Annotated in this window: 21 protein-coding genes; 5 read left to right on the top strand and 16 right to left on the bottom strand. The window is 55.4% G+C overall.

Annotated features, from left to right (window positions below; all coding sequences use genetic code 11):
* Window positions 1-213 precede the first annotated feature (213 nt).
* The 9 genes from QEP11_RS06550 to QEP11_RS06590 form a co-directional block, all read right to left on the bottom strand.
* Entirely contained in the window at window positions 214-1,659 is a 1,446-nt protein-coding gene (locus QEP11_RS06550; RefSeq protein WP_284335845.1) for an ATP-binding protein, read from the bottom strand.
* Window positions 1,656-2,333 carry a response regulator gene (locus tag QEP11_RS06555; protein ID WP_284335846.1) on the bottom strand — a complete coding sequence of 226 codons (678 nt, stop codon included), beginning with the start codon at window positions 2,331-2,333 and terminating at the stop codon, window positions 1,656-1,658. The genes QEP11_RS06550 and QEP11_RS06555 overlap by 4 nt, the downstream gene beginning before the upstream one ends.
* A gap of 206 nt (window positions 2,334-2,539) precedes the next feature.
* Window positions 2,540-5,725, bottom strand: coding sequence for a tetrathionate reductase subunit A (locus QEP11_RS06560; protein WP_284335847.1), 3,186 nt, complete (start codon window positions 5,723-5,725; stop codon window positions 2,540-2,542).
* Between the two features lie 103 nt (window positions 5,726-5,828).
* On the bottom strand, window positions 5,829-6,866 hold the full coding sequence (gene nrfD, locus QEP11_RS06565) for an NrfD/PsrC family molybdoenzyme membrane anchor subunit (protein ID WP_284335848.1): 1,038 nt from the start codon (window positions 6,864-6,866) through the stop codon (window positions 5,829-5,831).
* A gap of 17 nt (window positions 6,867-6,883) precedes the next feature.
* Complete coding sequence (dsrO, locus tag QEP11_RS06570; RefSeq protein ID WP_284335849.1) at window positions 6,884-7,654, bottom strand: sulfate reduction electron transfer complex DsrMKJOP subunit DsrO; 771 nt, start codon at window positions 7,652-7,654, stop codon at window positions 6,884-6,886.
* 618 nt (window positions 7,655-8,272) lie between these two features.
* Window positions 8,273-8,695: a DUF6691 family protein gene (locus tag QEP11_RS06575; protein ID WP_284335850.1), complete on the bottom strand. Its 423-nt coding sequence runs from the start codon at window positions 8,693-8,695 to the stop codon at window positions 8,273-8,275.
* Window positions 8,696-8,714: 19 nt separating this feature from the next.
* Window positions 8,715-9,158 (bottom strand): YeeE/YedE family protein, encoded by a 444-nt coding sequence (locus QEP11_RS06580; RefSeq protein WP_284335851.1) that lies wholly within the window; start codon window positions 9,156-9,158, stop codon window positions 8,715-8,717.
* Window positions 9,155-9,523, bottom strand: coding sequence for an ArsR/SmtB family transcription factor (locus QEP11_RS06585; RefSeq protein ID WP_284335852.1), 369 nt, complete (start codon window positions 9,521-9,523; stop codon window positions 9,155-9,157). The genes QEP11_RS06580 and QEP11_RS06585 overlap by 4 nt, the downstream gene beginning before the upstream one ends.
* Before the next feature lie 56 nt (window positions 9,524-9,579).
* The gene (locus tag QEP11_RS06590; RefSeq protein ID WP_284335853.1) at window positions 9,580-9,777 is read right to left on the bottom strand and encodes a YgaP family membrane protein; all 198 of its coding nucleotides are present in this window, start codon (window positions 9,775-9,777) and stop codon (window positions 9,580-9,582) included.
* Window positions 9,778-9,910: 133 nt separating this feature from the next.
* On the opposite strand from QEP11_RS06590, the gene QEP11_RS06595 reads away from it, so the two are divergent.
* Both QEP11_RS06595 and QEP11_RS06600 read left to right on the top strand, forming a co-directional pair.
* Complete coding sequence (locus QEP11_RS06595; RefSeq protein WP_284335854.1) at window positions 9,911-10,831, top strand: MBL fold metallo-hydrolase; 921 nt, start codon at window positions 9,911-9,913, stop codon at window positions 10,829-10,831.
* 44 nt (window positions 10,832-10,875) lie between these two features.
* On the top strand, window positions 10,876-11,235 hold the full coding sequence (locus QEP11_RS06600; RefSeq protein WP_284335855.1) for a carboxymuconolactone decarboxylase family protein: 360 nt from the start codon (window positions 10,876-10,878) through the stop codon (window positions 11,233-11,235).
* An 84-nt stretch (window positions 11,236-11,319) separates the two neighbouring features.
* On the opposite strand, the gene QEP11_RS06605 is transcribed toward QEP11_RS06600, so the two are convergent.
* The 3 genes from QEP11_RS06605 to QEP11_RS06615 all read right to left on the bottom strand — a co-directional run bounded on the left by QEP11_RS06605 (window position 11,320) and on the right by QEP11_RS06615 (window position 14,327).
* Entirely contained in the window at window positions 11,320-12,603 is a 1,284-nt protein-coding gene (locus QEP11_RS06605) for a TRAP transporter large permease (protein ID WP_284335856.1), read from the bottom strand.
* 24 nt (window positions 12,604-12,627) lie between these two features.
* Window positions 12,628-13,143 carry a TRAP transporter small permease gene (locus tag QEP11_RS06610; protein ID WP_284335857.1) on the bottom strand — a complete coding sequence of 172 codons (516 nt, stop codon included), beginning with the start codon at window positions 13,141-13,143 and terminating at the stop codon, window positions 12,628-12,630.
* Window positions 13,144-13,340: 197 nt separating this feature from the next.
* Complete coding sequence (locus QEP11_RS06615) at window positions 13,341-14,327, bottom strand: TRAP transporter substrate-binding protein (RefSeq protein WP_284335858.1); 987 nt, start codon at window positions 14,325-14,327, stop codon at window positions 13,341-13,343.
* 368 nt (window positions 14,328-14,695) lie between these two features.
* Between QEP11_RS06615 and QEP11_RS06620 the strand changes: the two genes are divergently transcribed.
* Window positions 14,696-15,067, top strand: a complete 372-nt coding sequence (locus QEP11_RS06620; RefSeq protein WP_284335859.1) for a hypothetical protein — start codon at window positions 14,696-14,698, stop codon at window positions 15,065-15,067.
* 95 nt (window positions 15,068-15,162) lie between these two features.
* Here the strand turns inward: QEP11_RS06620 and QEP11_RS06625 are convergent, their stop codons facing one another.
* On the bottom strand, window positions 15,163-15,714 hold the full coding sequence (locus QEP11_RS06625; protein WP_284335860.1) for an NADPH-dependent FMN reductase: 552 nt from the start codon (window positions 15,712-15,714) through the stop codon (window positions 15,163-15,165).
* A 135-nt stretch (window positions 15,715-15,849) separates the two neighbouring features.
* Here QEP11_RS06625 and QEP11_RS06630 point away from each other — a divergent pair, with 135 nt between their 5' ends.
* Both QEP11_RS06630 and QEP11_RS06635 read left to right on the top strand, forming a co-directional pair.
* Window positions 15,850-16,587, top strand: coding sequence for an energy-coupling factor ABC transporter ATP-binding protein (locus tag QEP11_RS06630; RefSeq protein ID WP_284335861.1), 738 nt, complete (start codon window positions 15,850-15,852; stop codon window positions 16,585-16,587).
* A gap of 3 nt (window positions 16,588-16,590) precedes the next feature.
* On the top strand, window positions 16,591-17,184 hold the full coding sequence (locus QEP11_RS06635; RefSeq protein ID WP_284335862.1) for an energy-coupling factor transporter transmembrane component T family protein: 594 nt from the start codon (window positions 16,591-16,593) through the stop codon (window positions 17,182-17,184).
* A gap of 68 nt (window positions 17,185-17,252) precedes the next feature.
* Here the strand turns inward: QEP11_RS06635 and QEP11_RS06640 are convergent, their stop codons facing one another.
* The 3 genes from QEP11_RS06640 to QEP11_RS06650 all read right to left on the bottom strand — a co-directional run bounded on the left by QEP11_RS06640 (window position 17,253) and on the right by QEP11_RS06650 (window position 20,459).
* On the bottom strand, window positions 17,253-17,690 hold the full coding sequence (locus QEP11_RS06640; RefSeq protein WP_284335863.1) for a universal stress protein: 438 nt from the start codon (window positions 17,688-17,690) through the stop codon (window positions 17,253-17,255).
* Window positions 17,691-17,789: 99 nt separating this feature from the next.
* Complete coding sequence (locus tag QEP11_RS06645) at window positions 17,790-18,551, bottom strand: 2OG-Fe dioxygenase family protein (protein WP_284335864.1); 762 nt, start codon at window positions 18,549-18,551, stop codon at window positions 17,790-17,792.
* A 222-nt stretch (window positions 18,552-18,773) separates the two neighbouring features.
* Window positions 18,774-20,459 (bottom strand): long-chain fatty acid--CoA ligase, encoded by a 1,686-nt coding sequence (locus tag QEP11_RS06650; RefSeq protein ID WP_284335865.1) that lies wholly within the window; start codon window positions 20,457-20,459, stop codon window positions 18,774-18,776.
* Window positions 20,460-20,470 lie beyond the last annotated feature (11 nt).

Below are 20,470 nucleotides of genomic sequence, written 5' to 3' on the forward strand. Positions count from 1 at the left end.
TCCATTAATCGTATTAATGATGAGATAGCTCAATCCCAGGCAGGTTTGTGCAGCTGCTTGCATACAAAGATAAGCGCCCAATTCAGCCCACGGGAGCCCACTGGTTGCCTACGACGACAACCGAGTACAGAACTCTGTCTGCTATCAGGTAGGCGTCAACACCGCGCTTGACTGCTCTCCAGCAGGAAAACCAGGTAAACGCTGTTGCGCGGTTCACGTACCAAGGGGCACATGCAGCGGCACATGCAGTGCCACCCGCAATCCCCCGCCGGTTGCAGCCTCCAGACTAAGCTGCCCCCCTGCGCTGTAGAGGATGCGTTGAACAATGGTCAAGCCCAGTCCAGCGCCTTGGCCTAGAGGATTTTTTCGCCAGAAACGTTGCATGGCCTGCGCGCACTCTGCGTCTGTCATGCCCGGGCCATAGTCACGCACCAGGATGCATAAAGCCTGCAACCCGGGGTCCACCCGCCATTCAATTTCAACAGGTTGCATGCCGGAGTTATGCCGCAATGCGTTATCCAGCACATTGCTGATGGCAGAGATCAGCAATGACACAGGGAGAGGAAGAACAATCACTCGGTCTTGCCAACCAGAAGGATCGCTGGGGTGAATGATGGTGATCAGTGCTGCTTCATCACCTTTAGCACGTGCATTTTTTGTCGACTGTTCGCACGCTCGCTCAACAGCAGCCAAGATTTGTGCACCTGTATGTTGCTCGACCACAGGAGCACTCGTTCCTTCAATGCGAGCCAGTAGCAGCAGCTGCTCCAGCGTGTCCTGCATATGAGAAATACCTTGTTGTGTGTGCTCCAGCGCCTGCTTGATTTGCTCGCTGGCGGCGAAGCTATGCTCGCCAAGGCGTGCGCTTTCACGTTCACATAACAGTTGGGTCACCTGCATATGGGTTTTGATGGCCGTCAGCGGTGTACGCAGCTCATGCGCGGCATCCGCAGTCCAGCGCCTCTCATGCTCCAGTGCTGCATGCGTGCGCTCCAGCAAAGCATTGAGGCTTTTAACCATGGGTGCCAGTTCAGCTATATCCTGGCCGACTTCAATGGGCGTGTTGTCTTGCGGGGGGCGCTGAGCCAGGGCTTGTTGCAAGCGCCTCAGGGGCTCAAGTCCTTTTGTGCCTACCCACCAGGTGATTGCCAGCACTCCTATGAGTGCCATCACAAAGGGCAGCACCATCGCATAGGCAAACGACTGCATCAGGCTTTCGCGAATATCGATTCGGTCTGCCGTTGTGATGCGAATGCCGTTTTCCTCCAGTACATAGGTACGCCATGGTTTTCCGCCTTTGGTGATGCGCCCAAAGCCCAGCTCCGCCAGCTGACCGAAACCGGGGCTGTTGTCGGTGCTGGCAATGGGCAGCACTTCGACTTCACTGCGTACCAGGCTGACTTCACAGGCGACGCCATCACGCGCAATGACTGAGGTGAGGTCCACTTGTGGGCCAGGCTCACCAGCGGGTTCGACATGGGCATGTGAAAACTGTCCCACAATTCCTGCGACCATGCGTGTCGAGGCTACCAGACGATCATCCAGCACGTTCTGTAGCTCACTACGCATGCTGGTAAACATCCATGCAGCTACGGTGCTCCAAAGCACGCAGATGGAGATGCACAGCGTCACCACCAGCCGCAGACGCAAACTTTTCATGGCTGCGCCCTGCAGTAAGCGCTACCCAGACGGAAACCAATTCCGCGCACGGTTTCGATGATGTTGCCGCCCAGTTTTTTGCGCAGATTGTGTACGTGCACATTCACGGTGTTGCTGCCCACGTCTTGCTCAAAGCCATACAGGCTGTCATGTAGCTGAGAAAGCGTAAGCACGCGTCCATTGGCTTGCAGCAAGGCGTCCAGCAGGGCCCACTCTCGGCGTGCTAGCTCCACTGCTTGGCCCTGTACCCAGGCTTCATGGGCTGCCGGGTTAAGGCGCAGGCCCGGCCATTCCAGCCAATCACTGGCGCGGCCTGCTGCACGGCGATGCAAGGCTTGCAAACGCACCACCAACTCTTGCAGATCAAACGGTTTGGTCAGGTAGTCATCACTGCCTGTCTGGAAACCCTCCAGCTTGTCTTCCAAGGCACTGCGGGCCGTCAGGATCAGTACCGGCATCGTCAAGCCACGCGCTCGCCATTGGCGCAACAACTGCAGGCCATCACCGTCAGGCAAGCCCAAATCCAGCACGCACCCATCAAATCGGCTACCGGCTATCAAGAGTTGCGCAGCGGCAGCACTGTTGGCGACATCACAGGTAAAGCCATGCAGCTCCAAGCCAGTCTTAATACCTGAAGCTACCAGTGTGTTGTCTTCAACAATCAATGTATGCATAAGCGAGCATGCGCTTTCCAATAGAACAATGGGCGTGTACTTTGCCAAGTATGGACTGTGTATGGTCTGACAATTATGGACAGTGCAGTGGGCAGTGGCACGCTGGTGCGAGGCCAGACAAGGACTGCTCAAGTAGCAGCCAACGAAAATGCCCACCACCCAGGGTGGGCAAGCCTCCAGGCTGGCCGTAGCGATAAAGTACGTCACTAAACCTTTTTGACACGTACAGGCAAGCCTTGGCGAACAACGGCGCCTGAAACCCAGTCAATCCAGACGTTGTCTCTGGCTGGCCTGGTCGGGTCTGCAAAACCCAAGGTGTTCAGGTTGACACCGTTGCCGTGCTGCGGGTTGGCATAGGTGGCATTCCCGTCCACGGTATGAGGCACTGTACCCAACTGTTTGTGCCCATAACCATACTCGATGGCAATCGCACCCTGCGCAATGCCGCTGCGCACCAAGGCCACGCCTTGCAATTTGGCTCCTGGTGTCTCGACTTCAATGCGGTCGCCATTGGCAATGCCCAGGCTAGCCGCATCCTGTGCATTCAAGCTGATGGGATTGTGCGGATGCACCTGGCGCAAACGAGGCGCTGCTATCGACATGCTGCTCATCAGGTTGGACTTGTACGAGCTCATGCTCAGCGGCCATTGGGTTTGCGGGAAGTGCTCGCGCATGCTGCTGCCGTCTGCAAAACGCGCCGGATACCATGTGGGGCAGCCGCTATAGCGCTCGCCCGTCATCGAATGACGCATCTTGGCCAGACCTTCGTGCCAGATTTGCACAGGGAACTTGTGCGCCTGCTTGAGATGGTCGCCCTTCCAGGCGTTTTCCACCTTGTCAAAACGCCCGCCCCGGCTCATCACCATTGCCACACGGCGGACCTCCTCAGGCTTCAAGCGCTGCTGCAATGCTGGCATCCATTTGTTCAGACCGGTGAGGGCAATGTCGTCGTCGCTTGCTTCAGGCACAGGCTGACCCGCCTGGTAAGCAATGTTGCACATGCCGCGCAGATAAAAGTCTTCGGCACATTCCAGATCCAAAGGCTCGCCGTATTTGGTGGACATGGCGTTCTTGCCGAAACCAGGCAATTGCAGCTGTTTGGCAAGCGCAAATACAAAGGTTTCAAAACTCACGGGCCTGCCATCCGCAGTCTTGGTCGTCGCTGCATCCACCGTGGGCCAGCGCACGGTGCTGCTCTTTGCAACCACGTCTGCCCACGGCGCGCCAATGCCCCAGCTTTCATACGTCACCGTGTCCGGCACGATGTAGTCGGCCAAAGCAGAGGTTTCGTTGATGAACGGATCCACCGAGATGAACAAAGGCAGCTTCTTGGGGTCCTTGATGGCATCCACCAGCGTGTTTTCAAATCCACAGATCGCATACACCGGGTTGCTCATGTGGTTGATCCACGCTTTGACAGGGTATGGATAGCCCAGCAAACCCGCCGCCAACATTTCACTGCTTAGACCTCCTGGCGCGGGATACCAGGGAGCCTTGGCAGGATATGGATTCTGGCCCGCATCTTTCTTACGCTTGAACTCACTGGTTTTCTCATACGGGAAGCGGGTCCGCGACAAAGAGACGCCGCTGGCCTTCACCGCCCCTTTGAACTGTGCAAAGTTGTAGCGTGGCCCTGGACCAAATGGACCGAATGGACCCGCGTCCATCACCCAGCCACCCTTGACATTCAAGTTGCCAATCAGATTGTTCAGCATGGCAATGGCATAGGCGGTGTAAAAGCCTGCGCCGCTCATGGTTCCGCCATGCGAGTTGGCTACAGCTTGCTTGCCGTGGCTGGTGAATTCACGCGCCAGCGCCTGAATTTCTTCCACAGGCACGCCGCAGACTGCTGAATACGCCTCCAGCGTCATTTGCTGCGCTTCTTCCCGCAACTTGGAGATGGATGTGCTGACGGATACGCCAGCTTCAGATGCAGGAGCACCGCCTTGTGCGGGCAGCTGCAATTTCACTTGCAGATCTTTCACCCACATTTCAGCGGGCTGCGCCGTGGTGTGCGGTGCCAGACTGCCATCGTGCAACTGCACCACATACACATCTTCGACGGGAGTTTTCTCGTCTTCTGCCGCAGGCAAGGGCCACCCCATGTCCGCACCGCGAAGAAACTGGCCGTAGCGTGGGTGCTCCGGGTCATTGATCAAAAGGTGGGTGGCATTGCTCCACGATGCCTCTCCAGCGGCAGCCATGGCTGCGGGGCCGGGCTGACTCAGGAACTGGGCGTCATAGCGTTCGTTGTCCAGGATCCAACGAATCATACCCATCACCAAAGCCAGATCGGTGGCGGGTTTGATCGGTAGCCAGCGGTTGTTGTCACCTGAAGCATGGCTGGACGAAGTGGGCAGAACTGGCGAAACCACCACATAGGTATAAGTTTGCTCTTCACGCGAACGAGCCTCTGCCAGTTCGCGGCCCTGACGCTGAAAGGGATTGCCAGCCTGTGCGGGCGCTGTACCAATGAACAAGCCAAACCGCGAGTTTTTCCAGTCGGGCTTTCCATGAGGCATGCCGGGAATATTGCCCAACGCAGCCGCCGTGCCCACACGATAGCTTTGACCACAATAAGCCCCATGGTTGGCGACGTTGACCGTGCCAAATGCTTGCCGAGCAAAACGATTGATCAACGGGGTTCGCCCTTCATTGGAGGCATCGGTGACAAGTAGCTGGTTGGCCTTGGGGCCGTACTCGGGGTTGTCCGCATCAATCAGTGTTTGCAGATCACGGATACGGGCCAAGCCTTCCACATGGCCTTCACCAAACAGGTCTCCGCCTTCGCTGATTTCCTGCACCAGCTGTTCCAGGGAGATGCTTTTCCACTGACCTGAGCCTCGTGGCCCCACACGCTTGAGCGGGGTCAGCACGCGATGCTCTGCCTTCTGGTGCGCCAGCATGGCCGAACCGCGCGCGCAACTGGTAGCACGGCCTTCCAGGCCGTTGTCACCACCGAGCATGGCAAACACCTCACGCACCGGCATTTCCATGGGCGCAGGGTTGGTTGTGGCCAGTGGGTGGTAAGGATTGCCTGCAATGCGCAAGATGGTGTTGCTCTCGGTGTCAATGCGCACGCGCACACCGCATTGCGTCCAGCAGCCCAGGCAGCTCGAGGGGCTAACCACCTGGCCCGGTTGGGTGCTAAGTTGACCCGTCACAGGATCAATACGGAACTCTGGCTGTAGCGAATTGCCACGCGTTGCGCTAGCAGTGGAAACACCCGAGGTTCCATTCACTAACCCTTTGGCTCCACGTGCCACGGTTTGGCCATAGCCTGCGGCAAAGGCGGCCAAGCCACCTGCGACGGCACCACCGCGCAGCAGCATGCGCCGACGCGCGACATCTGTTTCTTTGGATTGTTCGGGGGTAAATTTCTTGTCAGTCATGCTTGCCCTTTCAGGGCAGGCGCATGCAGCTTTGAAGCGCTGCCTGCACCCGTCAATATTGCGTTAAAGGCTGTTTACGGTTTGTTGGCTTCAAGCCTTGCACTTAAGCGGGTTGGCTGAGTCGGCCTGGAAACGCTTCCAAAACCCAGGTGACCATGGCCACCAACGCCACGCACAGACCCGCCACACCAACCATGCCCATCAGGCCATCGCCACCCCATGGCATGTGGTACAGATACAAACCGGCGCCAAACTTGGGCACGCCCTGCACCCCCATGAACAACGCCCATCGGAATGCCCAGGCAGCAGCAGCCAAGCCCAGACCCAATACCAGCGTGAAGCCTCTGGCTTCCAGACGATGGCGCCCTCGCAACAAGGCCCCCACCACGACGGCACCAAAGATGGCGGAACCAATCATCGTCAGACGCCAGACCGGGAACTCCTGCATCAAACGCAGCGCCTCGTTAAACGATGGGCTCATCCCCAGCATGCCGCTCACAGCCCAGGCCACCGCTACCAGTACTAGTAACGCGGCCAGACACAAACCCATGCTGCGCAAGGCTTGCATCGCGGATGCGCCAGGACGCAGATTGGCAGGCAAGAACCGCCCAATCACCATGGCAACACCAACCGCTGCCAGCCATCCTGTCAGTGCGAGATTGATCGGTACCCACAACGTGTTCCACAGGGGGCGCGCGCGAATCACCATCATTTCCGCCCCTGTGTACACACAAATAGACAGAGCAGATAACACCAGCAAAGGTGCCAGCAAGCGCATCCAGCGCTGCAGACCCAACCACCACAAGGCACACATGGCAAGCGATAGCACCACAAACAAAGGCAATAACAGAGCGCCCCATGACATCCATGACCATGGCGTGAAATGCGCATAAAAGTGCCAGAAACGCGCAGGTTGGTGCAAGTCTGCCAACAGTGATACCGGTGCAGCCATGGCACTCACAGCCAGAGTCAGCACCGCTACAGGCAACATGCGCTGCAGCGCACTGCCTGCCTGCCCATACACGCACATGCTCACCAGCAGCGCGGCGCCTGTGGCCACGCCAACCAAGAAGAAATACTGCACTGCCCAAGGCAACCAGGCCACTTCGTAGTGCGGTGTCAGGAGTTCAATGATTTGCATAACGGTCTCCTGGGAGTTCAATGCTCAGCCAGCAGGCGCACGCTGGCTTGTCCATCAACGCCGTGCACAAAGGCATCCGGCAGACCGATGTAGAACACACGTGGTGACGTCTGCATGTCCGGCTTGAGCACCTTGATCTCATCCTGGTGCTGCGCCATGCGTTGATTTATTTCGCTGCCGGGATCGTTCAGATCTCCAATCACACGGGCACCTCCTACACAGCTTTCCACACAGGCTGGCAGCAAGCCAGCTTCCAATCGATGCTCACAGAAGGTGCATTTGTCTGCCGTTTGTGTTTCGTGGTTGATAAAACGTGCGTCATAAGGACAGGCCTGCACGCAGTAACCACACCCCACACAGCGTTCGTTGTCCACCAGCACAATGCCGTCAGTGCGCTGAAACGTGGCTTGAACAGGGCACACAGGTACACAGGGTGGGTTATCGCAGTGATTGCAAAGCCGCGGCAGGCTGACCATGGCTGGCTCACGCGCTCCCTCCTCATGGATCTCGTACTGCAGCACGGTGGTACGGAACTGACCGATAGGAGGCAGGTTTTCTACCGAGCAACTCACCGTACATGCCTGACAGCCAATGCATTTGCGCATATCAACCAGCATGCCAAACCGCTTGCCTTTCAGGCCTGGACGGCGGTTGGGTTGAAAATGCGCACTTTCAGGTTCTGCCTGCGCCGTATTAGCTAAACCCAAGCCTGTGGCCAAAGCCACCAATTCCTGCAAAAAACTACGTTTGCTGTCGGAAGTCGTGGGAATATGGCGGTTTTCATTCATATTGAAAATCCGTTTATTAATAAAACAAACTGATTCTCCAAGTATTAACACCCCACCAAATTGATATCAATCAATAGCACAAGCTATTGATTTTAAATACATTTTTAGAGAAAATTTTTAATTATATTTAATGAATATTAAGAAATAATTAAGTGGTTTTAATTATTTATTCGGTTCAACACTGAAAAATTACAAGATCAAAGTCAAAAAGAAAAACAGAAAACAGAAAACAGAAAATAGAAAATAGAAAATAGAAAATAGAAAATAGAAAATCAATGCAGGTTGTAATGAATTTTTTAAAAAATAAATAAACCTACTTCTTCGGCATGAAATATTTCCATCACCATGAAGCACGCTTAAATGGAGCACGTAGCGCAAGTCTTCCCCCCCCACGCATTGAGTAATGCCTCACCGCACACTGGTCACTGCCAGGCATAGGTCATAAGTCTGAAATGCGTCTGCGTACTTTGTGCTGGCGTTAACAAGGTCACCAGCTCAGGCCTGACATGGTTTGCCAACAAGCTTTCAACGTGTATCCCATGAGTTGGAACCTGCTTTGGGCCATCAGAACAAGCAATGCTCCACAGAGATAAAAGGAGCTGTGCCAAGAGTGCGCAATCACCTTGCGCCAGACATCCTGCTCCATACATGCTGCACCACGATGCCAGCCACCATGGCGGCAACAAACAGTACTACCTCTGTTTGCAGTGTTGCCAGATTCATGACCGCAGGCCCCGGGCAAAAGCCTGCAAGCCCCCAGCCCACACCAAACATGGCAGCGCCCACCAGCAGTTTGCAGTCAATCTTTGTTGATGTGGGCAGCTGCATTGGCTCACCCAGCAAGGAGGTTTGACGCTGCTTGGCCCATGTAAAAGCCACCAACCCTATCGCAATAGCACCGCCCATCACCAAGCCCAGTGATGGATCCCATGTGCCAAAAATATCCAGAAAATTTTGCACCTTGGCAGGGTTTCCCATGCCAGACAACAGCAGTCCCAGGCCAAATACCAGCCCGGCAAGTAAAGCGATCAAAACAATCATGGCTTTACCCCTCTCCCCCTCAAACCAGCACATGGCGCATGACAAACACAGTCAGCACACCTGTGCCCATAAACATCAGCGTCGCGGCCAAAGAACGCAGCGACAAACGCGAGAGACCGCATACACCGTGACCGCTGGTGCAACCCGAGCCCAAGCGAGTGCCAAAACCCACCAGCAAACCCGCAATCACAATCACAACGGGATTGGATGGCATCTCCATGGCTGGCAAGGGCGCAAACCACTGCCACAACAATGGAGCAGCCAGCATGCCGATCACAAACGCGAGACGCCAGCTCCATTGCCGCACAGACGTCCACGTCGTGCCTTGCAGCAGGTTGCCGAGAATGCCACTGATGCCTGCAATGCGTCCCAGCAATACCACCATCAAAGCCGCAGCGGCTCCAATGAGCACGCCGCCTGCCAGAGAGGACCAGGGTGTGAAACCGAGCCAGTCAATGCTCATGTTTGAGCTCCATGTGCGGCTGGGCCGCAAAAAAGTTGATGCACCACCTGCATCAGTTGCAAGGCTCGGGCATCAGCCAGCTGGTACCAGATGAATTTGCCCTCACGGCGCGTTGACACCAGTCCGTCGCGACGCAAAACCCCTAGCTGCTGAGACAGCGTGGGTTGGGTAATTCCGGTGAGCTGCTCCAGCTCACTGACCGTACGCTCCTGCACTGCAATCTGGCACAGCAGCATCAGCCTGTCTTCATTGCCCAAAAGTTTGAGCAATGACACCGCTTCCGCAGCATGCGCACGCATGCTGGCCAAGTCCATCTCCGCTGCTGCAGCAGCTGTCTGCTCACTCAATGATTCATGCGAAACCATGTTGTTGCCAGCGGGCGCTGATGCGCCCTTTTTCTTTCAAAAGTGCTGTTGATGGCTCATTGTCTGCGATGCAGCGGACAACTGCTGACACCCAGCAAGGTGTACAAAGGACAGAAACGCACAATCCCTGTCAGCAACGGCACGACTCCCAGCCACCCCCACCATCCCACCGTTCCAGTGGCAGCCAAGACAATCAATACCAAGCCCACCACGATGCGTAACCAACGATCCCAACCTCCAATATTTGCTTTCATTGCATTCTCCCTAGTTGATGGAACATAGATTGCGCTGACTGTTCTCGACGTCAGACCAAACGGTTTACACAATCTATGTTTTTATATTATATTATTTTTAATAATATTTCATGACCGTTGATAAGGAAGTCGCATGTGCACATCCATCGCTCCTCACATTGAGTCCTTTTTCGATGCAGTCACTGGCACAGTCAGTCATGTGCTGGCCGACACGGTAAGCAAACATGCCGCCGTCATTGATCCGGTACTCGACTTTGATGCCAAATCAGGCTCCCTGACCAGCGCCAGCAGTGACCGGATCATTGACTACATACGCCAGCAAGCCTGGCAGGTGCAGTGGATTTTGGAGACCCACGCTCATGCGGATCACATCTCTGGTGCCCAGCATATTCGCCACCACCTGGGGGGCAAGATCGCCATTGGTGCCAATATTCGCAAAGTGCAAAAGCTATTCCGCTCGGTGTTTCACTTTGAGCGCAGTTTTTTACCGGATGGCAGCCAGTTCGATCATCTTTTTGAAGATGGTGACGTGTTCCAAGTTGGTGACCTTGAAGTCACTGCCCTGCTGGTTCCCGGACATACACCCGCCGATATGGCATATCTGGTTGGCAAGGATGTGTTTGTGGGAGACACCTTGTTCATGCCCGATGTGGGAACGGCCCGTGCAGACTTTCCAGGCGGCGATGCCACAACGCTATACCGCTCCATCCAGCGGATCCTGAGCCTGACTGCTGACACCCGGATTCACGTCTGCCACGACTACCCGCCTGATGGACGAGGCCCCGCCTGGGTCAGCACGGTGGCTGAGCAAAAAGCGCAGAACATCCACGTGCATGACGGTATCAGCGAAGCGCAGTTTGTGGAGATGCGCAATCGACGCGATGCCACCTTGCCCATGCCGACCTTGATCCTGCCTTCGGTACAGGTGAATTTGCGTGCAGGCCGGATGCCACCTGCACTGGCCGATGGGCGCACCTATATCGAACTGCCTGTCAATGCCTTCCTGAAAGACCGCAGTCAGGCTCCTGACGGCATTTGGCAAGACATCTGCTAAATCTATCCACGATTCACCGCATCACAACCACCAAGGAGTTCAGCATGAGTTCGTTTGATCACAATAACCTGACCCGTGACATCAACAACGCGCTACGCCCATTCCGTCAATCGCAAAGCAGCGTCATGCAAGGCTTTGCACAGCTGGCACAAGCCTCCATGGCCGAAGGTGCCATCAGCGCCAAGCACAAAGAGCTGATTGCGCTGGCCATTGGCGTCACCCAGCGCTGCTCTGGCTGTATTGGCTTTCATACCAAGGCTTTGCAAAAACTGGGGGCTACCCGCCAGGAGCTGGAAGAGATGCTGGGCATCGCTGTATATATGGGCGGAGGCCCTGCGCTGATGTATGCTGCCGAAGCGCTCGACGCCTGGGACAAGCTGACCCCACCACTGCAAGCAGCCTGAGCGCCAGCAAGGCGCACACACAAACGCATAACGTTGCCATAAAAAAGCCCGGTAAATCCGGGCTTCATTGTTTCTGACTAAGGCTCAGAACCCCAGAGTGTGTGGCAGCCACACCGACAAAGCGGGCACAAAGGTCAGAAGCATCAACACGATCAGCTGCGCCACCAAGAAAATGGGGAGTTCCTTGTTAAGCTCGGAAAGCGAAGTTTTTGTAGCTACACAAGTCACAAACAGCAGCCCTCCCACAGGCGGAGTGATCATGCCCAAGGTCAGGTTAACCACAACCACCATGGCAAACTGAATGGGATCAATACCCAGTGCATTGGCAATAGGAGCCAGGATAGGCACGAGGATCATGATGCCTGGCAACGGCTCCATGAAAATGCCAAAAATCAGCAACAATACGTTCACTGCCAACAGGAACATGATGGGAGAAAGCTCCCAGTTGATGATCAACTCCGACAGGTACTGCGGAATACCTTCCACTGTCAAAATCCAGGCAAAAGGTTGCGATGCAGCCATCACCAGCAACACAGATGCTGTCAGCAGCCCCGAGCGGGCAGTGATACCGGGAATGGCATCCCAGCGCAGTGTGCGATAGATCCATTTTCCGCAGATAAAGGCATACACCACGGCCACAACCGACGCTTCTGTGGGCGTGAACACGCCAAAGCGGATACCGATGATGATCAAGGCGACCAGCAACAAGACAGGAATGGCTTTGAGCGTATTGATCAGCATCTCTTTGCCCGAAGGTCGTGCCTCGGTCGAACGATAGCCACGCTTTTTGCACACCCACCAGTTCACCACGCACAAAGCGGCAGCAATCAGCAAGCCAGGCACAAAGCCTGCAATGAACAAGGCCCCCACCGAGACGTTTTCATCCTGCAGTGAGTAGATGATCATGCTGATCGAGGGAGGAATGATGGGGCCGATGATGGCGGAGTTGGCCGATAGCGCGGCCGCATAAGGACGGTCGTAGCCAGCCTTGGCCATCATCTTGGTCATCATGGCACCGGGGCCAGCAGCATCGGCCAGCGCCGAGCCCGAAATACCGGCAAACAAGACTGAAGAGCCAACATTGGCGTAACCCAGCCCACCCCTCAGATGACCTACGAACTGCGCCGCAAAACGCAGCAAAACCTGCGTCAGCGCACCACCAGACATCAGCTCTGCCGCAAAGATGAAAAATGGCACGGCCATCAGGGGGAAACTGTCAATGCCGGTGAACATCTCCTTGAAAACCACCAGTTGCGGATAGCGCCCACCCACAAACACGGCAATTGCCGAGGCAATCGCCAAGGCAAATGCCACGGGAAAGCCCAACACCATCAGGACCACCAGACCCACAATCAGTGTCAACGTCATTTCTGTTCCTTGTTCTGACCCTGCTTACAGCGAGCCTGCTGTTTCACCATCGATTTCTTCGGAGCGCTCGAACTCCCCTTCCTGGATGTAGTTGCGAGCAATCAGCAGCAAATGCACCAGCATCAGCACAAAGCCCACGGGCATGGCTGCGTAGATGAAAGAGATCGGAATATCCGTTGCTGCCGTACTTTGAAAGCGTGTGCGCCACACGTAATCGCTGGAGGCCACTGTCATGAAGATAAAAAACAGCGACAGCCCCACCACCACCAAAGTCCGCAATACACGTGCCGTACGTGTGCTGACTGCGCGGTGCAGGTTGTCAATTGCGACATGACCACCAAAGCGCAACGCCAGACCGGCACCAAGAAATGCCACCCAGATCATCATGTGGCGCGCAACTTCTTCGGCCCAGATGATGGAGTCGCCTGTGCTGTAGCGCAGCACCACGTTGCAAAAAATGATGATGGCCATGGCCAGCAGCAAAACGATCAATAACCAGCGGTTGGCAAACACCAAGCCACGTTCAAAGCGATCCAGCATAGCTTTTGGTTGAAGTCTTGCACCGCATGCAAGCACTCCGATTCCCCGTTAGACAATCTATCGCCCTTGGCTTGCAAGCAAGCTTTTGGGCACCAGTGCACAACATTCCTGCACACGGCCAGAAAAGGCAAAGCCTGCGGGGCTTGAAGCACACGCAGGCCAGCTACCTTTTCTCGCGCAAGAAGAAGCTGTTGTGCTTACTTCACGTTGGCAATTGCGTCCAAGGCCTGTTGACCGAACTTCTTGGCGTACTGCTTGTAGGCGGGCTCCAGCGCCGCACGGAATGCAGCGGTATCCACCTTCTCGACCACCTGCATGCCGTTGCTCTTGGCCAATTCGACACCCTTGGTTTCCACGTCATCCACAAATGCACGCGAAGCGCTCGCACCCGCCTTGGCGCCTTCGGTAAAGGCTGCTTTTTGTGCATCGCTCAGGCTACCCCAGAATGTAGGCGACAAGATCAGCACCACAGGCGCGTAAACGTGTGCTGTCAGCGTCAGATGCTTTTGCACTTCCCACAGCTTGGAAGAAGTCAGCACAGAGATGGGGTTCTCCTGACCATCAATCGTGCCTTGCTGCAGTGCACTGATCACTTCGGGCCAGGACATGGGTGTAGGCGATGCGCCCAGCGTACGGAACGCTGTGATATGCACAGGATTTTCAGTCACTCGGATCTTCAGACCCTTCATATCCGGCACGCTCTTGACCGCAACCTTGTTGTTGGTCAGGTGGCGGAAACCTTGCTCGCCCCAGGCCAGCGCAACCAGACCACGTTGCTTGAATTTACCTAGCAGGTCTTGACCAAACTTGCCGTCCAGCACTGCACGAGCGTGCGCAGTGTCACGGAACAGGAAAGGAATATCGACAATACCGACATCACCCACGAAATTGCTCAAAGCACCCGTGGAAACGATGGCCGCTTCCACCGTGCCCAATTGCAGGCCTTCAATCAGCTCGCGCTCACCACCCAGCGCACTGGAAGGGAACTGCTTAACGGCAAATGCACCGCCCGTGGCTTTTTCTACAGACTCGGACCAAGCTTTGGCTGCAGCACCGTAGTGCGAGTTCACAGCCAGCGCGTAGCCCAGCTTGACTTCCTTAGGGGCAGCAACAGCATTACCTGCAGCCAGCGCCACGGCAGCAGTAGCGCAAGCGGCAATAAAAGTACGGCGAATCATGACCATGGGAATTCCTCGTTGTCTGTCAGCAAGCAATTTTTCGCATTTTGTGTTACTTGCCCATGGGCTCAGCAAACGCTGCAAAGTGCGACTTGTAAAAAAACTGCCATACATTGTAGAAAATTCAAGCAGTGAGAATATTGCTTCAAAGCGCCAGCAGAAAAGCAAAAAATCTTTTTAAAAACAAGCAGCTATTTGGACAAAGAAAATCAAAACTGCAAAAAACAACCACTACGTGTTTATACGCACATAGCGAAAAACGAAGGCAGACTCCTGGCACAAGAACCCCAGCCCCATGCTGTGAGAAACGTTACTTAGTGTTTCCCCTGGGTCTAGAATGAGTACTACCTCTATGAAAAGGCCAAACTGACCTCATGGCAGCACACAGACCCCCCTCTCCAGCAAGCAATGACTCCCGACTGATCATGATTTTGGTCAGTACTGCGTTGGTGCTGATTGCAGCATTGATGGTGGGTGGCTATTGGATGCAAAAGCAGCGCAGCCAGCAAACCCAGCGCATACAGGCTGCCGATGTGTATGAAAGCTATCTGCGCAATACCAGCCCAACGCCAATGCCAGTCGAGACAGACCCGTCGGTCATCAGTTCACAGGCTCAGGCGCAAGCAACCCGTAATTTTTTGCTCAACCATCCAGCTGTGACGCCTGGTCCAGGCTTTGACATGCCTGGAGTGCAATCCACAGGCAAAACCATTGTGGATGCCATGGACCATGCGCAAAGGCTCTAAGCGGACCGCGCCACATTTGAAATTAGAAAAGGAGCTGTAAATAGCTCCTTTTTGGTGGGCAGCACGAATGCACCACCCAAGTGCACACTGTCTATTTAGCGCTTGTGCTTGCCGATCCAGGCCACAAACTGATCGACAAACTTCTGTACAAACGCATTGCTGCGCTCACCGACAGCACCGTCTGCGCCAAAGAAATCTTCCTTGTATTGCAGGAACATCTCTGGCTGGCCCAGAGTCGGCATATTCAAAAATGCCAGCACATTGCGCAAATGTTGCTGCGCCATGGACGTTCCGGCCGCACCAGGGGACATGCCAATCACTGCAGCAGGCTTGCCATCCCAGACACTATGACCGTATGGACGCGAACCCTGGTCCAGTGCATTTTTGAGCACTCCCGGCATTGAGCGGTTGTACTCCGCAGTCACGAACAGCACCGCATCCACATCGCGCAAGGCATCGCGGAACTGCTTGACCACAGCCACTTCGTTGCCATCGTCGTCCTGGTTGTACAGAGGCAGTGCCCCAATTTCCACCTCTTTAAACACAACGCCTTCAGGAGCCATCTTCATGATGGCTTGTGCCAGCTGGCGGTTGAATGACGCTTTGCGCAGGCTGCCCACGATCACGGCAACTTGGATTTGGCTCATAAAAAACTCCTGGGTTGATCACATTGAACATTATGTGTCCGTGTCCGAGGCTTGCACGTGGGCACACGCCTACAACCACGGTTTGCAGGCAATCCATCAGGCACAATGCGGCCTGCTTTGCCTGCTAGTCGTTGAATGAATCCTTCCTCCGCCTCTGACTTCGGTTCCACACCTGATCTGGAAGTGCGCCACGTGCATTTGCAGCGTGGACGCACGCACGTTTTTACAGGCTTGAGCTTGCAGTTGCATGAGGCCCGCATTGGCCTGATTGGCGACAACGGCGTTGGCAAAACCAGCTTGCTGCGTCTATTGTGCGGACTGGAGGTACCCGACAGCGGTCATGTGCTCAGCCAGGGACAGGACTTGCATGGAGCAGGTGCGCAACGTGCTCGGTGGGTGGGCATGATGTTTCAAAACCCCGATGACCAGATCATCTTTCCAACGGTCGTGGAAGAGTTGGCCCTTGGCTTGCAGCCGCAAGGACTGAGCAAAAAGGCAGCCAAGGCCCAAGCCTTGGAGTTTTTGCAAGAGCGAGGTCTGCAGGACTGGGCCGATCGCGCAGTCACCAGCCTGAGCCAAGGGCAGCGCCAGCACGTGTGCTGGCTGGCATTGCTGCTGGCAGGCCCCCGCAGCCTGTTGCTTGACGAGCCTTACGCCAGTCTGGATTTACCCAGCCAGGCACGCCTGGCACAAGATATTGCCCTCGCGCGACAACAAGTCATTGTCTCCACCCATTTGCTGGATCACGTGCGCCACTTCCCTCGTGTGATCTGGCTGGACCAAGGGGCTGTTCGTGCCGATGGTGCAGGCCCTGAGGTATGCGCAGCTTATGAAGCCAATGTGCGTGAGCGCATTGCAGCCATGGCAGGCTAGAACATGGGGAGTCTCTACAGCGAACACCTGACGTGGCTGCACCGCCTGAGCCCTGCGCTTAAGCTGGTGCTGATGGCCGTGCTCAGCACCGCACTGTTCATGGTGCACGCCCCCACCATCATGCTGGGCTGCGCACTGGCTTGCTGCGTGCTGTGGCTGAGCCTGGGCAAGGCCACGCGGGTAGCGCGCCGACTGATTCTTTCGGTGCTGGTTGCAGCATTATTGATTGCCGCATTTCATGCCTATATGGGCAACTACGATTTAGCCATTGTCAGCGCGCTGCGTCTGGCCTGCGCTTCCACTTTGGGCGTGGCATTGACGGTAACCACCCACCCCACGCACATACTGCAGCTATTGGAAACACTGCTCGCCCCTTTGTCCAGATTAGGCTTTCCAGCGCAGCGCTTTGCATTGCAACTGGCGCTGATGATGCGTTTTATTGAGCATTTTTTTGTTCAATGGAAACGCCTGGACGAGGCCTACCGGCTGCGCACAGGCAAGGCAGGCGGATTTCGGCTGCTTGCACCGCTGAGCATTCAAATGCTGCAGACGGCCAAACGTGTGGCCGATGCACTCTTCGCCCGATTAGGACAATAAGCTTCGCGAGCACCACAAAAAAACGCTGCACGAATGCAGCGTTTCGAGTCTCATGAGGGAAAGCGCAATCAGTCGCGCACCACCAGTACCGGTACATGCGCCGTTTGCAGCACACGCTGAGCCACGCTACCCAGGACCAGCTTTTCCAGACCACGGCGACCATGCGAGCCCATCACGATCAGGTCAGCACCCACATGCTCACCCACACGTGCAATGCCTTCGTGTACAGCATGTCCCTCGCCCACCATTGTCTTCACAGTCACACCGGAGTTGGCCATCGCTTGGTTCACATCTTCCAGCGCCTTGTTGGCTTCAGCAGTCGCCGCGCTCAGATATTGCGCTTGACCATAAGCGAAGTCTGCACCCACGCCTGTGAAAGGATAAGGATCGAGCACGTAAACGGCTGTCACTTCGCTACCAAATGCCTTGGCAAGTTCTGCCGCCTTGGATACCGCTTTGAGCGAGGTTTCCGACCCATCGACAGGAACCAGAATGTGCTTGAACATGAATAACTCCTAGTTGTGTGAACAGGCAGTTGATGCATGCATCAACCGATGATTACAGTCTGCGCCTGTAGTAGAACGCCAACCTTGATTCGCGTCAAATCAGCCGGTGTTTTTATTGCTGTCACCCTGAAATCCATGGGCTCTGCATGTCACTACCAAGGTATCACGTGTGCCGTTACTGCCATTTTCCAGAGGCTGGATAGGAGTGGATTCATGAATCATGCGCGCATCATCAAGCAGCATCAATGACCATGGTTCGGTCAGCGTAAAACGCAGACCGCCAGGACCTGATGCTTCAAAGATACGTGTTTCCCCACCTTTGATATTTCTGCGACCGACCAGGAACACCGCCACCAAATCAACACCGTCTCGGTGCGCACCTTCCGGTGTGGGGCGTCCGATACCATTGGCGGTATCAATGCGAAACTGGTGGGCTTCCACATAGCATGTAGATAGTGCTTGTGATGCAAACAACTGCTGAGACAGATGCGCCAGCGCACTCACCAATTGCCTCCACACCACCTGCTCGGTGGTGGAGGCCAGCATGGGGGCAAACCAGCGCTCCATGCCTCCGTGCAATGCGTTGTATTTCACTGGCTGCCAGTGTGCGCGGTGCGGCACTTGCTGTACCTCTCCTCCAGCCACAGTAAAGCTGGAATGGCGCCGAAATCGGTAGCGGCCTCCATCCTTCAAAAACGCATCTTCAGGCAAATTCTCCCAGTCAGTGTTCAGTGCAAGCAAATCTTGCAGATCACAACCAAGCCACGCTGCCACGTCTTGCGGCTGCAACACCACATAACCATGGTCACGCAACTGCTCAGCCACCCGACTGGGGGAGTGATAAGGAGGAGAGAAAGTCATCGCAACAGCCATAGCCCTCAAGCTTACTCCTCGTTGGCTTGTTGTTGTCTGTCAATACGAATACGCAAGCCATAGCAGCTCGCCATAGCTATGGACTGATTACAGCTTCACACCTCCGCATGGCAGATGTAACAGCATCAGCGCCCCCTCAAGCCCATGGAAAAAAGCCTGTGCTTTACCAAAAGAAAAGCACAGGTTTAGCTTCACGTCAGCCGCACGTCACTAGGCAGTTTCTGCTTCTTGCAGCAAGCGCCACATCACCTTGCCGCTGCCGCTCTTGGGCAATGCATCCACAAACGACACCAGACGTGGGACTTTGTAAGCCGCCATGTTCTCACGACACCAGGCAATGATGTCTTCCTCGGACACCTGTCCCTTGTGGGTTTCGCGCAAAACCACCACCGCTTTGACCGTCTCTCCCCGATAGGCATCCTTGGCTGCAATCACACACGCTTCCTGAATGGCTGGGTGGCGGAACATCAGCGCCTCCACTTCAGCAGGCCAGACCTTGAAACCACTGGCATTGATCATGCGCTTGAGGCGGTCGGTGATGAAGAAATAGCCATCTTCATCCATGCGTCCCAGATCTCCTGTACGGAAAAAACGCTGGCCATCCAGTTCTACGAACACAGCCTGGGTGGCTGCTTCGTTACGCCAGTAGCCCTGAAACAGCTGCGGCCCGGCCACCACAATCTCGCCTTGCTCACCCACAGGCATTTCTTCCAGCGTTTCGGGGTCAACCACACGGCTTTCCGTACCAATAAATGGAATGCCCAGACACTGCTGCTTGGCGTTTTCCGGTGGATTGTTGTGCGAGGGGGCTGCCGTCTCGGTCAAGCCATAGCCTTCCTGGTAGCGCAATCCGTACGCCTCAAACAAGCGTTGCGCCACCGCTTGCGGCATGGCGGCACCGCCACCACCGATATAAGTCAGGCTTGTCAGGTCAAACTGTTTGAAGTTGGGGCTGCCAAACAGATCAATCACCATGGTCGGAATATTGGTCCAGTTCGTGACCTTGTACTGCGAGATCAGCCTACCCGCCAGTTCGCGGTCCCAACGCGGCATCAGCACCATGGTGGCACCCACATAAATGCTGGAATGCATCATGGACACCATGCCCGTGATATGGAACATGGGAATGACAGCCAGCGTCACGTTTTCGCTGGTGGCATTGCCCCACACGGCCGATGCAATCGCGTTGCTCATGATGCTCGAATGCGTGTGCATGCAGCCTTTGGGCAAACCTGTGGTGCCGCTGGTGTAGGGCAGCACACTCAAATCATTTGGACCAACCTCCAACGCCGGAACATCAGCCCTACACGCCAGAGCTTGCCGCCAAGTCACAACTTCACCGCCATTGAGCTGCAGCGCCGGGCGCTCCATGGTCAACCAGGCTTGCCAGGCGTCAGGAATGAATTCCCTTTGCCCTTGCTCGGGCAAGTATTCGCCCACCTGGCTCACGATGACCTGCTGCAGCCCTTGTCCGGCTGGCAAGGCATTGCTTGCCTTCACCAACTCTTGCCCCAGATCGGCTGTAGTGATTGCCAGCTTCACCTCACCATCAGTGATGTAGTGTTCCAGCTCCTGCGCCAGATTCATGGGGTTCACTGGCACTACCACGGCATTGGCCCGCAAGATGGCGAAGTGTGCCAACACCAGCTGCGGCAGGTTTTGCATCAGCAATATCACCCGATCGCCCTTGCGCACACCGCTGGCATGCAAATGCGCTGCCAGCCGCTGTGCACCATCGGCCAATTGACGGTAGGTGGTGCACTTGCCGAAAAACTGCAGTGCTGCTTTATCGGGATAGCGCCGCGCACTGGTCTCCAGGTTGTCCCACAAAGAAGTCGCCGGTGCTGTCAAGGACTGGGGAACACGACGTGGCCAATGATTGAAGTGCGCGCGCATAAAGGCAGATC

The organism is Comamonas halotolerans, from assembly GCF_030162935.1.
In the GTDB taxonomy this organism is placed as follows: domain Bacteria; phylum Pseudomonadota; class Gammaproteobacteria; order Burkholderiales; family Burkholderiaceae_C; genus Comamonas; species Comamonas halotolerans.